The organism is Arthrobacter pascens (assembly GCF_030815585.1).
Lineage (GTDB): Bacteria > Actinomycetota > Actinomycetes > Actinomycetales > Micrococcaceae > Arthrobacter > Arthrobacter pascens_A.
In genome coordinates this window covers 2,930,224-2,944,516 of record NZ_JAUSWY010000001.1, presented here as the reverse complement: position 1 = coordinate 2,944,516, position 14,293 = coordinate 2,930,224, and the positions used below count along the sequence as shown (strand labels likewise).

Sequence of the window (14,293 nt, the reverse complement as noted above, 5' to 3'; positions counted from 1 at the left end):
AATCGCCGACAGCTCACCCCACGGCTACTTCCTGTGAAGAGGCCTGCCCGCAGCCCACCACTGATCCTGAACCCGCGGAGGTCCAGCAGAAACCCGAGCCGAAGCCCCCTGCGGAGCCCTCCGGCCCCGGACAGCCGTCAACACCCCCCGGATCGCCAGCACCCCCTGGGTCGCCAGCACCTCCTGCCCGGCCGCTGCCCGAGGCACCAACCCTTGCGCCGGTTCCCACTCTTGCCCCTGAGCCGAGCGAAACCGCCGTTCAGGAGGCGCCGTCTGCCGAGGCGGTCACCAGTGCCCCGGGTGCCATTCTGTCGGCAAGCCCGTCAACGGAGTCGAACTGGAATAGGCCGCTCACCAGGTCCGCAAGCCCCACCCAGGCCGCCGTTCTCTCGAGGGCAGACGGTCCCGGCCTCGGAGGCCCTGGGCTGTTGAGTGTCATGGCGGGGGTGCTGCTGGTGGGCCTGAGCGGCCTGGCCTTCGCCTGGTGGGGACGTAACCGCCTCTCCACCCACTGAGCAGATCCGGGGGCAACGGTCGCTGGCTGTCCCCAGAGCATCGGGGTAGCGAAGCACCGGCAGAATGTCCGGGGTGTAAGGCAAGATAGGTCTGTGAGCACAGCATCAGGCCCCACAGACCGGACAACCACAGACCAGACAACCGCAGACCAGACAACCACCAGGACTGAGCCCGGAATGACGGATCCCGCGGTGATCCCCTCGGAGTCAGTCCGCGAGGAGTATGAGAACCTCGCTGACCTGGTCAGGAAGTACAGGTTTGCCTATTACCAGGAAGACGAGCCACTGGTCTCGGACGCCGAATTCGATAGCCTGTTCCGCCGCCTGGAGGAGATTGAGGCGCTGCATCCGGAATTGGTGGCAAATGATTCACCCACGCAGGAGGTTGGCGGCGAAGTTTCGGCGGCGTTTGCCGCCGTCGAACATCTGCAGCGCATGTACAGCCTGGAGGACGTCTTTTCCCTTGAGGAGCTGGAGGCCTGGCTTGCCAAAGCAGAAGCATCCGTCGCAAAAATCGGGAACGGCACCGCCGGACCTGTCTGGCTGACCGAACTGAAAATCGATGGCCTGGCCGTCAACCTGCTGTACCGCGACGGGAAACTGGTACGCGCGGCCACCCGCGGTGATGGTTTCACGGGGGAGGACATCACCCACAACGTCCTGACCATCAAAGAAATCCCGCAGGAACTCAGCGGGACCGGCTTCCCGGCCGAAATGGAGATCCGCGGTGAGGTTTTCATACCGTCCAAGGCTTTCGCCGACTTCAACGAAGCCCTGATCGAGGCCGGCAAGGCTCCGCTGGCCAATCCACGGAATGCCGCGGCCGGCTCACTCCGGCAAAAGGACCCGGCCGAGACCGCCAAGCGTCCGCTGCGGATGTTCGTCCACGGCATCGGCGCGCGCGAGGGCCTGGGCGCGCTGAGCCAGTCGGAAACATATACCCTCATGGAGAAGTGGGGCCTCCCGGTCAGCCCGTACTTCGAGGTCCTGGGCAGCCTGGAGGAGGTCCTCGGCTTCATCCGGAAGTACGGCGACCAGCGGCACAGCCTCCTGCACGAAATCGACGGCATTGTGGTCAAGGTGGACAACTTCGCCACCCAGCGGGCGCTGGGATACACCACACGGGTGCCGCGCTGGGCAGTGGCTTACAAGTATCCGCCGGAGGAAGTGCACACGAAGCTCCTGGACATCGCCGTCAACGTTGGCCGGACCGGGCGGGTGACGCCGTTCGGCATTATGGAGCCCGTCAAGGTGGCCGGTTCCACGGTGGGAATGGCCACCCTCCACAACCAGGACGTAGTGAAGGCCAAGGGCGTGAAAATCGGCGACATTGTGGTCCTGCGCAAGGCCGGCGACGTCATCCCGGAAATCGTGGGCCCCGTTCTGGCCCTGCGTGACCAGCAGGATCCGCCGGTTCGCGACTTTGTGATGCCCACCGAATGCCCCTCCTGCGGAACGCCGCTTGCCCCCGGCAAGGAAGGGGACGTGGATATCCGCTGCCCCAACGCACGGTCCTGCCCGGCCCAGTTGCGGGAGCGGGTCTTCCATCTGGCCGGCAGGGGCGGGTTCGACATCGAGGCGCTCGGTTGGGAAGCGGCCATCGCCCTGACCCAGCCTGCTGAGCCAGAGGTGCCGCCGCTGACCACCGAAGCCGCCCTCTTCGACCTCACTGCGGAGTCCTTGGCGGATGTGCGCATCAGGCGTGAAAAACGCTCCAAGGGCGTGGCCACCGGCGAGTTTGAGCTGGTGCCGTACTTCTGGAGCAAAGGCACAGCCAAAACTCCCTCAAAGCCGACTGCCACAACTGAGAAACTGTTCCGGGAGCTTGAAAAAGCCAAGGCCCAGCCGCTGTGGCGGTTGCTCGTGGCACTCTCCATCCGGCATGTGGGCCCACGGGCCTCCCGGGCGCTCGCGCAGGCCTTCGGCACCATGGACGCCATCCGGCAGGCCTCCGAGGAAGAACTCGCACATGTGGACGGCGTGGGCCCTACCATTGCCGCTGCGCTCAAGGAATGGTTTGCCGAGGACTGGCACCTCGAAATCATCGACTGCTGGGCAGCTGCGGGGGTCCGGATGGAAGACGAACGTGACGAATCCACGCCGCGGACGCTGGAAGGACTTACCGTGGTGGTCACCGGCTCGCTGCCGAACTTCAGCCGGGACGAGGCCAAGGAAGCGATTCTTACCAGGGGCGGCAAGGCGGCCGGTTCGGTGTCCAAAAACACCAGCTACGTGGTGGCAGGAGAGAACGCTGGCACCAAGCTGGACAAAGCCGAGCAGCTCGGCGTACCCGTGTTGGACGAGGACGGGTTCCGTGAACTGCTCGCCAACGGTCCCATCACCAACGGTCCCATCATCAACAGTGCCGGCGCCGGTTCCGGTGAGGACGCGGAAGCTGGCTCCGATGCCGGGGAGGGCCCCGAATGATGCCGGATCCGTTGGAGCTGCTTGATGTGGCCAAGGCGGCGGCTGCTGCCGGGGCCGCAGTGCTGTCCGGCCGGAACAGCGCCACGCTTGACGTCAGTAACAAGGGCGAAGCAGGCGACTGGGTCACAGCCTTCGACCTCGCCGCCGAGAACGCCGTACGGGATGTCATCGCCGCCGCCCGGCCGCGGGACACCATCACCGGCGAGGAAAACGGCACCACCCTCCCGGAGGACCCCAGCGGCTGCCGCTGGTCCATCGATCCGCTGGACGGCACCACCAACTTCATCCGCAACATCGTCTACTACGCCACCTCGGTAGCCGTCGTCGATTCCGACGGCGCCTGGCTGGCCGGCGTCGTCAACGCACCTGCACTTGGACGCGTGTACTACGCGGCCAGGGGACACGGGGCCTGGCTGGAACAGCAGGGCAACCTGACACGGCTCAGCGGACCGGTCACCGGGCGCACCGGGCAAATCCTGGCCACCGGCTTCAGCTACGATCCGGACGTCCGCGCCGAGCAGGCGCTGCTGCTCGGCGGCCTGATGGACGGGTTCGCCGATGTCCGCCGCCTGGGCTCCGCCGCGCTCGACCTGTGCATGGTGGCCGATGGCACCCACGACGCCTTTGGCGAGCGGGGACTTAACGAACACGACTTTTCCGCTGGCGCCCTGATCGCTGAAGAGGCCGGCTGCTGGGTCCGCAGGCCGAGGCTGACCAGCCCCCTCGACGGCGGGCCGTCGGATGACGAACGGCTGGCAGCCTGGACCTGTGCCGGAAGCATCGAGTTCTCCGGCCGCTTTCCGCTGGACTGATCGCTCGGGACTGATCCCACCTTTGGGCGGGGCGTTGCCGGCGCCTAGTGATAGTTCAATCGCGTGAACGACTGTTTCGCGTCGAGCATCACCGGGCCGCCACTAGCATGGTGAGGTGCAGCCGCAGATAACCATCCGTCCCGCCGTTGAGGCAGATTTCGACGCCGTTGCGCGGATCACACGGGACTCGTACCTGGCCGCGGGCTACTTCGACAGCCCCGACCACCCCTACATGCGGCAGGTCCAGGACGTTGCGGAGCGTGCAGCGAAGGCCACCATCTGGGTGGCGGAGCGCGACGGGGAGGTCGTGGGTTCGGTGACGCTGGCCGTCGCCGGTGAGCCGTATGCGGACATCGCGCTGGCGGATGAACTGGAGTTCCGGATGCTGGTGGTGGACCCCGCAGTGCAGCGCAGCGGAGCCGGCAAGGCCATGGTGGAAGCCATCATTGAACTGGCCCGGTCACTGGACGGCATCAAAGCGGTGGCGCTCACCACCGGCAAGACCTGGGAAAGTGCCCACGGGCTTTACCGGAAGACCGGGTTCCGGCGCGTCCCGGAGCGTGACTGGTTTGTTCCGGGCACTGACATAAAGCTGCTTGTTTACCGGCTGGACGTCTAGCCGCCCTAGAGTGGTGCCGACTCATTTCAGGACTGAAAGGCCCACCATGCGCAAAACATTCGGCACCGGCTCTGTCTGGGAACAGACCCTCGGCTACTCCCGCGCCGTCCGGGTGGACAACATGCTCTTCATCTCCGCCACGGCTGCCAGCGGCGAGGACGGCATCGTGGGCGATGACTTCTACACGCAGACCCAGTACATCCTGCAGAAGCTCGGGGCGGTCCTGGCTGATGCCGGGTTCGACTTTGCCGACGTCGTGCAGTCCAAGCTGTACCTGACGGATATCAGCAAATGGGAAGACGCCGGCCGTGCCCACGGTGAGGTCTTCGGCGACATCCGCCCCACGCTGTCCCTGGTCCACGTGCTGCCGTTCCTTGATCCGAAAATGCTGGTGGAGATCGAACTCGTAGCCCAGAAGAGCGCCAGCTAGTTCCCTCCCATCCCGGCGCGAACTGGCAGCTAATGACCTCAAATCCCTATTTTGCGGGCATTACCTGCCAGTTCGCGCCGGAGGGGGAGGAGCTATTGGCCCGGCAGGCCGTAGCGGTGTTCGGGGCGGCCGGTTGTTCCGTAGCGCAGTTGGATGTCGACGGCGCCGTCATCGGCCAGCGAGGACAGGTACCGTTGCGCCGTGGCCCGGGAAACGCCCACACGCATGGCGACTTCCGCCGCCGAGTACTGCTCGCCGGGGACCAGCGATTCCAGCACCGCGGCCTCGGTGGCGGAGCGGGGCTTGGCCGAGGGCGTGACGTCGCCGGGAATCAGCGCCCGCTTGGCGCGCTCCACCGATTCCTGGTCCAGCACCCCCGCCTGGCCAAGGATGCGGCGGTACCGGGCGTAGGACCGCAGCTGCTGCGAGAGGGAATCGGCCGTGAACGGCTTCAGGAGGTATCCCAGGGCACCCCTGCGGAACGCCGTCCGGAGCGACGCTGCGTCAGACGCCGCGCTGAGGATCATCGTGTCAACGTCCAGCTGCTGCAGCAGGTCCAGCCCCGACGCGTCCGGCAGATACACGTCAAGCAGCACCAGGTCAGGGCGCAGGCTGTGGATGGCCTGAAGCGCCAGCGACGCCGAACCCACCGGCGCCAGGGACAGGAACCCCGCCACCGAATCCACGTAGGCGGCGTGGAGCTTGGCCACGTGGAAGTCGTCGTCCACGATCAGCACCCGGTAATCCTCAGGCATTGTTGTCCTTTCCAGCCAGGTCCTTGACGCCATTTCCCGGACTCCCGGCCGTTGTTCGCGGAAGCGAGGCCATGAACACAGCCCCCGGCCCGCCCTCGGAGCCCGGCTCCAATACCCTGACGTCGCCGCCGCGGCGGCGTGCCAGCTGCCGGGCCAGTGCCAGCCCCAGTCCCTGGCCGCCACTGGCCCGGAGGGGACCTGGGTTCACCGGACCTGCGGCCGTGGTGAATCCTTCCGCAAATACGGCTTCCGGATCCGTTCCGGGCCCCAGCCCGTCGCCGGAGTCGGCGACGACAATGTGCAGGGTCCCGCCGCCGTCGTCCGGTTCATGAAGCACCTCCAGCTCCACCCACCGGTCCGCGGCGGAGCCGGCGACGGCGGCGTTCACCGCGTTGTCGATCAGGTTGCCCAGCACTGTGGTCACGTCCTGCGGCTCGGTGACCTGGCCGCGTACCAGGGTCTCCGGTCCGATCCGCAGGGTGACACCGCGTTCGTCGGCTTCCACCCCCTTCGCACCCACAAAGGCCTGCAGGTAGGGGTCCTGGAGCAGCTCCGCCTGGTCCACCGGGAATTTCAGCGGGCCCGTGGCGGCCAGCCGTGCCAGATACTCCCGTGCCTGCTGGTGCTGCCCCATTCCCATGAAGCCGGCGATGGTGTGCAGCTGGTTGGCGAACTCGTGGCGCTGGGCCCGCAGGGCCGTGGACATGGTGCCTACGGCGTCCAGTTGCCGGGTCAGCTGCTGCAGTTCGGTGCGGTCACGGAGCATCACTACCCAGCCCAGGTCCTCGTTGCGGTGCAGGGCCTTCCGTGCGCTGGCCACAAGCACGCGCCCGGCAGACACCAGTTCCAGCGCGTCCGCCTCCTCCGCGTCCGGCCGCGTCAGCGACCTCAGCCGGTCCGGCACCGGCGCGTCAGCCCACAGGGTCCCGGCGAGGTCCGGCAGCCCCAGGAGGCGCTGTGCGGCAGCGTTGAACACGCTGATCCGGCCATCCGCGGAAACGCCGACGACGCCGTCGTCCACGCCCTGGAGGACGGCCACCTGGTCATGGACCAGGGTGCTGATTTCCTCCGGTTCCAGGCCGAGCGTGAGCCGCTGCAGCCGGCGACGCAGCAGGAAGGATGCCAGCACGCCGGCGAGCAGCGCCCCCGCAGCGGTGAGGGCCACCGGTCCGATGTCCCGGGCCACGCTCTGGCCAACGGTCTCCATGGAGTAGCCGACGCTCACTTCTCCCACCACAGTGCTGGTGCCCGGTGCGTAGACGGGCACCTTGGCACCTGCGGAGGGGCCCAGGGTTCCGGTGTTCCGGGTGGTGATTTCCTTGCCGGACAGGGCGTCGGAGGGATCGGTGCTGACTTTCTCGCCCAGGCGCTCTGGATCGGGGTGCGCCAGCCGCAGGCCGGTTTCGTCGGTGATCACCACAAAAAGGGCCCCAGTCCGGATCCGTGCGCTTTCTGCCTCGGCCATCAGCGGCCCTGACCGGAGTTCCGCGGCCGGGGGAGTGCCGGGCTGTTCGCTGATGGCCAGCACATCGGTCCGGACGGACGGGTCCGAGGCGACGGTCCGGGCCAGTGTCAGGGCCTGGTTTTCGGCTTCGGTGCCGAGCCTGTCATACGTCAGCCAGGCGTGGACGGCCGCGCTGAGCAGAACCACCAGCAGGACAACCCCCAGCTGCAGGAGCAGGGTCTGGGTGGAGAACCGCAACGGCGGCCGTGGCCCGGAACGCTGCATGATCCTCCTCGATTCAGGGCGCATTGGCCAGCGTGAGCACAATGCGCAAAATGCTCCCAATAAGCAGTATGCCAATCAATTGAGCCAAAGGCACAGCCGTGACGGCCGCCACTATAACGTCTGTAGCACGCGTCACACCGGTGTGCCGCTGTTCACAAGAAGGAGCCGGCCGTGCTGGTATTACTTGGATTCGCCATGATCGCGGTATTCATGGTCCTGATCATGACGAAGAAGTTGACGCCAGTGCTGGCGCTGATCATTGTCCCAACTGTTTTTGGCCTTTTTGCCGGGGCTGGACTGGGTATCGGGGACATGGTCATGGACTCGATGAAGTCCATGACCTCCACCGCAGCCCTGCTGATGTTCGCCATCATCTATTTCGGCCTGATGATCGACGTCGGGCTGTTTGATCCGCTGGTGAAGTTCATTCTCCGCAAGCTGGGCAATGACCCTGCGAAAGTGGTGCTGGGCACTGCCATCCTTGCTGCGGCCGTGTCACTGGACGGAGACGGCTCCACCACCTTCATCCTCACCACCGCGGCCATGCTGCCCGTATACCTCCGCCTTAAAATGAGCCCCGTGGTTCTCACCTGCGTGGCCGGGCTGGCCAACGGCACCATGAACATCCTGCCGTGGGGCGGTCCCACCGCCCGTGCCGCCACTGCGCTGAAGATCGACGTCAACGACGTTTTTGTTCCCATGATCCCCTCCCTCATTGCCGGCCTGGTTGTGGTGTTCGTCTTCGCCTGGCTGCTGGGCCTGCAGGAACGCAACCGCCTCCGCGCCATCGCTCCCGAGATCTGGGGAGCGCCGGATTCTCCGGAGGCGTTCGACGGCGGCACCGCCGCCGCCACGGCCGGTACCGGCCGCAACGGGTCACCTGCCCCCGGAACCGGAAGCCCCGCCGTCGGCGGTTCCGTTGCCGGTCCATCAATCGCTGTGCTCGATCGTACGGAAATGCTTGTTGACGAGCGCGACTCCGCCATGGCGGACACCGCACTGGATCCCAACCGCTCCACCCTCCGGCCCAAGCTGCTCTGGTTCAACCTTGGGCTGACGGTCGCCGTGATGACGGTGCTCGTTGCCGACGTCGTACCCCTGCCGTATGTCTTTATGGTGGGCTCCGCCATCGCCCTTCTCGTGAACTTCCCCAAGGTCAAGGACCAGGGCGCACAGCTGCTCGCCCACGCACCGTCCATTGTGGCCGTGGTCAGCATGGTCATGGCCGCTGCAGTCCTGACCGGTGTGCTTACCGGAACCGGAATGGTGGAGGCCATGTCCGCCTGGCTGGTCCAGATCATCCCGTCCAGCATGGGCCCGTTCATGGCTGTCATCACCGGTGTGCTCAGCATCCCCATGACGTTCTTCATGAGCAACGATGCCTTCTACTTCGGTGTGCTGCCCGTCCTGAGCGAAACTGCCGCACACTACGGCGTCAGCGCCGCGGACATGGCCCGCGCCTCGATCACCGGCCAGCCGTTCCACCTGCAGAGCCCGCTGGTTCCGGCCATCCTGCTGCTGGTTTCTCTCGCCAAGGTGGACCTCGGCGACCACCACAAGAAGGTCCTCTGGCGCACCGCGGTAATTTCCCTGGTCATGCTTGGCGTGGGGATGCTGACCGGAGCTATCGGTATCGGCTAGTCTGATGTTGCCTGTGGCTGGCCCTCGTGGCCGGGACCACGGCACCGACGTGCCCGTCTGACGCCCGCTGGGGGTCGTCAGACGGGCACCGACGTTTCCCCACTAGACTGGTCCGGAAAACAATTCGAACTTGCAGGGGAGATCCATGGCTGCGATCAACCGTGACGACGTCGCGCATCTCGCGCGGCTCGCTCACATCGAGATGAGTGCTGAAGAGCTGGACAGGATGGCCGGCGAACTCGCCGTCATCGTTGATTCGGTCAAATCCGTGAGTGAAGCCGCCGGGGACGACGTCCCGGCAACCTCCCACCCGATCCCGCTGAGCAATGTGTTCCGCGACGACGTTGTGGGCCACACCTTCACCGCGGACCAGGCACTGTCGGGAGCTCCGGATTCCGATGAGAACCGTTTCAAGGTCCCGGCAATCCTGGATGAGGCATAACCATGACTGAACTGAACTCCAGCGACTCCAACGGCAACAACAGCCTGATCCGCTCCTCCGCCGCGCAACTGGCCGGAATGCTTGCCTCCCGCGAGGTCTCCGCCGTCGAAGTCACCCAGGCGCACCTGGACAGAATTGCTTCCGTGGACGGCGGCGAACGGGGCGTTCACGCCTTCCTGCACGTCAACACCGAGGAAGCCCTCTCCGTAGCTGCCGAAGTTGACTCCATCCGGGCCGCCGCCGGCGGCGCCGCCGCCGAAGAACTCCACGCGCTCGCCGGCGTACCCATCGCCGTCAAGGACCTGATCGTCACCATTGGCCAGCCCACCACGGCCGGATCCAAGATCCTTGAGGGCTGGCACAGCCCCTACGACGCCACGGTGGTCAAGCGGCTCCGCGCCGCCAAAATGCCCATCCTGGGCAAGACCAACCTGGATGAATTCGCCATGGGCTCCTCCACCGAGCACTCCGCGTACGGACCCACCCGGAACCCTTGGGACCTTGACCGGATCCCGGGCGGGTCCGGCGGCGGTTCCGCAGCCGCAGTGGCCGCCTTTGAGGCCCCGCTGGCCCTGGGCACCGACACAGGCGGCTCCATCCGCCAGCCTGGCGCCGTCACCGGCACCGTTGGCGTCAAACCCACGTACGGCAGCGTGTCCCGGTACGGCGCCATTGCCATGGCCTCCTCCCTGGACCAGATCGGGCCGGTAACGCGTACTGTGCTGGACTCCGCGTTGCTGCACCAGGTCATCGGCGGGCACGATCCCTTCGACTCCACCTCCCTGCCCGACCCCCTGGCAGACCTCGTGGCCGCCGCCGGCGTGGGCCACGTTGAGGGCATGCGGATCGGCATCATCAAGGAGCTTCACGGCGAGGGCTACCAGGCCGGCGTCGAGAGCCGCTTCAAGGAGTCCCTGGATCTCCTGAGGCAGGCCGGTGCCCAGATCGTTGAGGTTTCCTGCCCTAACTTCCAGTACGCCCTGGGCGCCTATTACCTGATCATGCCGTCTGAGGCCTCCTCCAACCTGGCCAAGTTCGACGGGGTCCGGTACGGCCTGCGCGTCCTGCCCGAGGACGGACCGATGACCATCGAACGCGTCATGGGAGCCACCCGCGCGGCTGGCTTCGGCGACGAGGTCAAACGCCGCATCATCCTGGGCACGTACGCCTTGAGCGCCGGCTACTATGACGCCTACTACGGCTCGGCCCAGAAGGTGCGCACCCTCGTGCAGCGCGACTTCGACGCCGCTTTCACTGTGGCCGACGTCCTGATCTCGCCGACGGCGCCCACCACGGCCTTCAAACTGGGGGAGAAGCTGGACGATCCGCTGGCGATGTACCTCAACGACGTCGCCACCATCCCGGCCAACCTGGCAGGTGTCCCCGGGCTGTCCCTCCCGGGCGGCCTGGCGGATGAGGACGGGCTGCCGGTTGGCATCCAACTGCTGGCTCCGGCCCGCGAGGACGCACGCCTGTACCGGGTGGGTGCCGTCCTGGAGTCCCTGCTCGAGGCCACGTGGGGCGGCCCGTTGCTGGACAGAGCCCCTGACCTGACCGCACTGACTGGTCCTTCGCCTGCCGGCGCCGTTCCGAGCCACGGAGGTTCACACTGATGATGACGACTGAAACAATCCTGAGCTTCGAAGAGGCCATGGAGAAGTACGACCCCGTCCTGGGGTTCGAGGTCCACGTGGAGCTCAACACCAAGACCAAAATGTTCTCGTCCGCGCCCAACGTCTTCGGCGATGAGCCCAACACGAACGTCAACGAGGTGGACCTTGGCATGCCCGGTGTCCTGCCCGTGCTGAATAAGACCGCCGTGGAATCGTCCATCAAAATCGGCCTGGCGCTGAACTGCAAGATCGCCGAAGCCTGCCGCTTTGCCCGGAAGAACTACTTCTACCCGGACACCCCCAAGAATTTCCAAACGTCCCAGTATGACGAACCCATTGCCTACGACGGCTACCTGGACATCGAACTTTCGGACGGCACGGTCTTCCGCGTGGAGATCGAACGCGCCCACATGGAAGAGGACGCCGGCAAGCTGACCCACATGGGCGGGGCCACGGGCCGCATCCAGGGTGCCGACTTCTCGCTGGTTGACTACAACCGTGCGGGGGTTCCGCTGGTGGAAATCGTCACCAAGCCCATCGAGGGCGCCGGTTCCCGGGCTCCGGAACTGGCCAAGGCCTACGTGGCCGCTGTCCGGGAGATCGTCAAGAACCTTGGCGTGTCCGACGCGAAGATGGAGCGCGGCAACGTCCGCTGCGACGCCAACGTCTCGCTCCGCCCGCACGGCCGCGAACGCTTCGGCATCCGCTCCGAAACCAAAAACGTGAACTCCCTTCGCGCCGTCGAACACGCTGTCCGCTACGAAATCCAGCGGCACGCCGCCGTCCTGGACTCCGGCCAGCCTGTGGTCCAGGAGACCCGCCACTGGCACGAGGACACCCGCACCACCACCTCGGGACGTCCCAAGTCCGACGCCGACGACTACCGTTACTTCCCCGAGCCTGACCTCGTTCCCGTGGTTGCGTCGCGCGAATGGGTTGAGGAACTCCGCGCCACCCTGCCCGAGCCGCCCGCTGCCCGCCGCAAGCGGCTGCAGGCGGACTGGGGCTACTCCGACCTCGAATTCCGCGACGTGGTCAACGCCGGCGTCATGGACGAGATCGAGGAAACCATCGCCGCCGGTGCTTCCGCCTCCGTCGCCCGCAAATGGTGGATGGGCGAGATCGTGGGCCGCGCCAAGAACGCGGACGTGGACCCGGGCCAACTCGGCGTCCAGCCGGCCACCATCGTCGAGCTCAGCAAGATGGTGGCAGAGGGAAAGATCAACAACAAGATGGCCACCGAAGTGCTGGACGGCGTGCTCGCCGGTGAAGGCACCCCCGCGGAGATCGTGGAAAAGCGCGGCCTGGCCGTGGTTTCCGACGACGGTCCCCTGCTGGAGGCCATTGATGCTGCGCTGGCTGCACAGCCGGGCGTTGCGGACAAAATCCGCGGCGGCAAGATCCAGGCCGTCGGGGCGATCGTGGGTGCCGTGATGAAGGCCACCCGCGGGCAGGCCGACGCCGGACGCGTCAAAGAACTGATCCTGGCAAAACTCGGCGTCGAGGGCTGAGTACTCGGTTTTAACCCAACTGGGTCGCAGTTAACGTCGTTTTGAGCTCTCATAACGACCTTAATTGCGACCCAGTTGGGCTTTAAGTATTCATTTCCGGCCCCGAAAAGTACTCGTGTTCAGCGTCGGCTCCCGGCCGTACACTGAAATCCCAGGGCGCCGAGGTCCTGCAGGTGCTGCGAGAGGGATCGCCATGACAGTCCGAGAGCCGCTGAGAATTCGCAAGGCACTGCTGGCCGGGGTGGTGGCACTGGCGCTGACCGGCACCGGCACCGCCATCACGTGGGCAGCCACAGACACGCCATCACCATCGCCGTCGGACTCCGCCCCCGGAAAGGGCAATGGGCAGCAAAAGCCTGCCAAGGACAAGGCCGCCAAAGCCCAGCATCTGCACAGCGAGAGCGTAGTGAAGAAGAGCGACGGGACCTTCGAGACGGTGCTGAGCCAGCGCGGAACCGTTGACGCCGTGAGTGAATCCTCCGTCACCGTCAAAAGCGAGGACGGGTTTACCCAGAGCTACGCCGTGAACGCCGAAACCAGGATCGTCAAGTTCCCGGCCCCCGCGGCGGACGGCACCCCGGCAAAGGGCGACGACGGTAAGCGACTGAAGCCATCAGACGTCACCATCGCGGAAATCGCCACGGGTGACGCAGTGGGCGTTTCAGGAGTCAAGAACGGCAGCGACGTCACGGCCCGCAAGCTGGTGGAAGGCGCGGGATCCGGCCCGGGACTGGGTCTCGGGAAAGGCCTGGGCAAGGGACTGGGCAAGGAGCACGGCCACGGTAAGCCAATTCCCGCAAAGTAGGTGCAGCAGGCGTCGTTTTGAGCCCTCATAACGACATTTACTGCTACCCAGTTGGGACTAGGCCTGGTCCACCAGCCCGGTCATAATGGCCTGCAGCGCCTCGCAGACGATCATCACCGAACGTCGCTTCAGGTTCTCGGGGCGGGCCAGGATGTCGATCCGCCGCCGGGTGCTGATGCCCTCCAGCGGCCGCAGCACGATGTCCGGGCTGAGCACCGGCCGCGCCGTAAGCCGCGGCAGCAGTCCCACCACGCCGCCGGCTGCCACCAGCGCGGCCACGGTGGAGTAGTCGTTGATCCGGTGGACAATGTTCAGTTCCTTGCTGGAAACCGCGGCGACGGCGGACAGCACGTCCGCGGGGGAGTAGCCGGTGTGGCTGGTCACCCAAGGTTCGCCGACGACGTCGTCCGCTGTGACCGCGGCCTGGCCCGCCAGCCGGTGTCCGGCCGGAAGCGCGACATCCAGCGGCTCGTGGGCCAGCGGGATCACTGCCACCCTTTCCTCCGGCCAGCGTGGGCTGTGGTCCATGCGGTGCGCCAGTACCAGATCGTACCGGGCCGTCAGGGCGGGGAAGTCGTGCTGTGCCACGTCCTCGTCGGAGAGCAGGATCCGCGGCTGGCCGGGCGCGTCGAGCATTCTGGCGAGCGGAGCAAAAAGAGCCTGCCCGGCGCTGTGGAATCCGCTGAGTGTCACGGCGGCCACCGGGGAGCCGTGATACGCGCCGATCGCCGTCCTGGCGTCCGCCATGGCGCTGACGACGGCGGCGCCGGCGTCTGCGAGCACCTGGCCGGCTTCGGTCAGCACCAGGCTCCGCCCGTCCTTCCTGGTCAGTGGGACGTCGACGGTCCGCTGCAGCAGGGACAGCTGCTGCGACACGGCCGAAGGCGTGACCATCAGTGTCTCCGCCACGGCTTTGACACTGCCCAGGGCCCCAAGTTCGCGGAGGATCTCCAGCTGATGAATTTCCATCTGTCCATCCTATGCTTTAGCCGCG

General features: G+C 66.1%; 13 protein-coding genes. 9 read left to right on the top strand and 4 right to left on the bottom strand.

Annotated features, from left to right (window positions below; all coding sequences use genetic code 11):
* Nucleotides 1-259: 259 nt before the first annotated feature.
* Nucleotides 260-439 carry a hypothetical protein gene (locus tag QFZ30_RS13700; protein WP_307077065.1) on the bottom strand — a complete coding sequence of 60 codons (180 nt, stop codon included), beginning with the start codon at nt 437-439 and terminating at the stop codon, nt 260-262.
* Between the two features lie 253 nt (nt 440-692).
* On the opposite strand from QFZ30_RS13700, the gene ligA reads away from it, so the two are divergent.
* The 4 genes from ligA (at nt 693) to QFZ30_RS13680 (ending at nt 4,803) form a co-directional block, all read left to right on the top strand.
* Nucleotides 693-2,942, top strand: a complete 2,250-nt coding sequence (gene ligA / locus QFZ30_RS13695) for an NAD-dependent DNA ligase LigA (protein ID WP_307080261.1) — start codon at nt 693-695, stop codon at nt 2,940-2,942.
* Nucleotides 2,942-3,754 carry an inositol monophosphatase family protein gene (locus QFZ30_RS13690; protein WP_307080259.1) on the top strand — a complete coding sequence of 271 codons (813 nt, stop codon included), beginning with the start codon at nt 2,942-2,944 and terminating at the stop codon, nt 3,752-3,754. Before ligA ends, QFZ30_RS13690 begins: the two co-directional genes overlap by 1 nt.
* A gap of 115 nt (nt 3,755-3,869) precedes the next feature.
* A complete protein-coding gene (locus QFZ30_RS13685) occupies nt 3,870-4,373 on the top strand; it encodes a GNAT family N-acetyltransferase (protein ID WP_307077063.1) in 504 nt (167 codons plus the stop codon).
* 46 nt (nt 4,374-4,419) lie between these two features.
* Nucleotides 4,420-4,803 (top strand): RidA family protein, encoded by a 384-nt coding sequence (locus QFZ30_RS13680; RefSeq protein WP_307077061.1) that lies wholly within the window; start codon nt 4,420-4,422, stop codon nt 4,801-4,803.
* Nucleotides 4,804-4,895: 92 nt separating this feature from the next.
* On the opposite strand, the gene QFZ30_RS13675 is transcribed toward QFZ30_RS13680, so the two are convergent.
* Complete coding sequence (locus tag QFZ30_RS13675) at nt 4,896-5,558, bottom strand: response regulator (RefSeq protein ID WP_307077059.1); 663 nt, start codon at nt 5,556-5,558, stop codon at nt 4,896-4,898.
* Nucleotides 5,551-7,287 (bottom strand): sensor histidine kinase, encoded by a 1,737-nt coding sequence (locus tag QFZ30_RS13670; RefSeq protein ID WP_307077058.1) that lies wholly within the window; start codon nt 7,285-7,287, stop codon nt 5,551-5,553. Before QFZ30_RS13670 ends, QFZ30_RS13675 begins: the two co-directional genes overlap by 8 nt.
* A gap of 171 nt (nt 7,288-7,458) precedes the next feature.
* Here QFZ30_RS13670 and QFZ30_RS13665 point away from each other — a divergent pair, with 171 nt between their 5' ends.
* From QFZ30_RS13665 to QFZ30_RS13645, 5 genes are all read left to right on the top strand, one after another.
* Nucleotides 7,459-8,928 (top strand): CitMHS family transporter, encoded by a 1,470-nt coding sequence (locus QFZ30_RS13665; RefSeq protein WP_307077056.1) that lies wholly within the window; start codon nt 7,459-7,461, stop codon nt 8,926-8,928.
* A 145-nt stretch (nt 8,929-9,073) separates the two neighbouring features.
* Nucleotides 9,074-9,370 (top strand): Asp-tRNA(Asn)/Glu-tRNA(Gln) amidotransferase subunit GatC, encoded by a 297-nt coding sequence (gatC, locus tag QFZ30_RS13660; RefSeq protein WP_307077054.1) that lies wholly within the window; start codon nt 9,074-9,076, stop codon nt 9,368-9,370.
* A gap of 2 nt (nt 9,371-9,372) precedes the next feature.
* Entirely contained in the window at nt 9,373-10,983 is a 1,611-nt protein-coding gene (gatA, locus tag QFZ30_RS13655; protein WP_307077051.1) for an Asp-tRNA(Asn)/Glu-tRNA(Gln) amidotransferase subunit GatA, read from the top strand.
* A 2-nt stretch (nt 10,984-10,985) separates the two neighbouring features.
* Nucleotides 10,986-12,494, top strand: coding sequence for an Asp-tRNA(Asn)/Glu-tRNA(Gln) amidotransferase subunit GatB (gene gatB, locus QFZ30_RS13650; protein ID WP_307080257.1), 1,509 nt, complete (start codon nt 10,986-10,988; stop codon nt 12,492-12,494).
* Nucleotides 12,495-12,687: 193 nt separating this feature from the next.
* Complete coding sequence (locus QFZ30_RS13645; RefSeq protein WP_307077049.1) at nt 12,688-13,299, top strand: hypothetical protein; 612 nt, start codon at nt 12,688-12,690, stop codon at nt 13,297-13,299.
* Between the two features lie 57 nt (nt 13,300-13,356).
* Here QFZ30_RS13645 and QFZ30_RS13640 read toward each other — a convergent pair whose 3' ends face one another.
* Nucleotides 13,357-14,268: a LysR family transcriptional regulator gene (locus QFZ30_RS13640; protein WP_307077047.1), complete on the bottom strand. Its 912-nt coding sequence runs from the start codon at nt 14,266-14,268 to the stop codon at nt 13,357-13,359.
* Nucleotides 14,269-14,293: the final 25 nt, after the last annotated feature.

What these genes read in the sequence shown, in the direction of transcription:
- QFZ30_RS13670 (WP_307077058.1), bottom strand. Translation starts at nt 7,287, where the DNA reads ATGCAGCGTTCCGGGCCACGGCCGCCGTTGCGGTTCTCCACCCAGACC.
- QFZ30_RS13675 (WP_307077059.1), bottom strand. Translation starts at nt 5,558, where the DNA reads ATGCCTGAGGATTACCGGGTGCTGATCGTGGACGACGACTTCCACGTG.
- QFZ30_RS13700 (WP_307077065.1), bottom strand. Translation starts at nt 439, where the DNA reads ATGACACTCAACAGCCCAGGGCCTCCGAGGCCGGGACCGTCTGCCCTC.
- QFZ30_RS13645 (WP_307077049.1), top strand. Translation starts at nt 12,688, where the DNA reads ATGACAGTCCGAGAGCCGCTGAGAATTCGCAAGGCACTGCTGGCCGGG.
- gatC (WP_307077054.1), top strand. Translation starts at nt 9,074, where the DNA reads ATGGCTGCGATCAACCGTGACGACGTCGCGCATCTCGCGCGGCTCGCT.
- ligA (WP_307080261.1), top strand. Translation starts at nt 693, where the DNA reads ATGACGGATCCCGCGGTGATCCCCTCGGAGTCAGTCCGCGAGGAGTAT.
- QFZ30_RS13680 (WP_307077061.1), top strand. Translation starts at nt 4,420, where the DNA reads ATGCGCAAAACATTCGGCACCGGCTCTGTCTGGGAACAGACCCTCGGC.
- gatB (WP_307080257.1), top strand. Translation starts at nt 10,986, where the DNA reads ATGACGACTGAAACAATCCTGAGCTTCGAAGAGGCCATGGAGAAGTAC.
- QFZ30_RS13690 (WP_307080259.1), top strand. Translation starts at nt 2,942, where the DNA reads ATGCCGGATCCGTTGGAGCTGCTTGATGTGGCCAAGGCGGCGGCTGCT.
- QFZ30_RS13640 (WP_307077047.1), bottom strand. Translation starts at nt 14,268, where the DNA reads ATGGAAATTCATCAGCTGGAGATCCTCCGCGAACTTGGGGCCCTGGGC.
- gatA (WP_307077051.1), top strand. Translation starts at nt 9,373, where the DNA reads ATGACTGAACTGAACTCCAGCGACTCCAACGGCAACAACAGCCTGATC.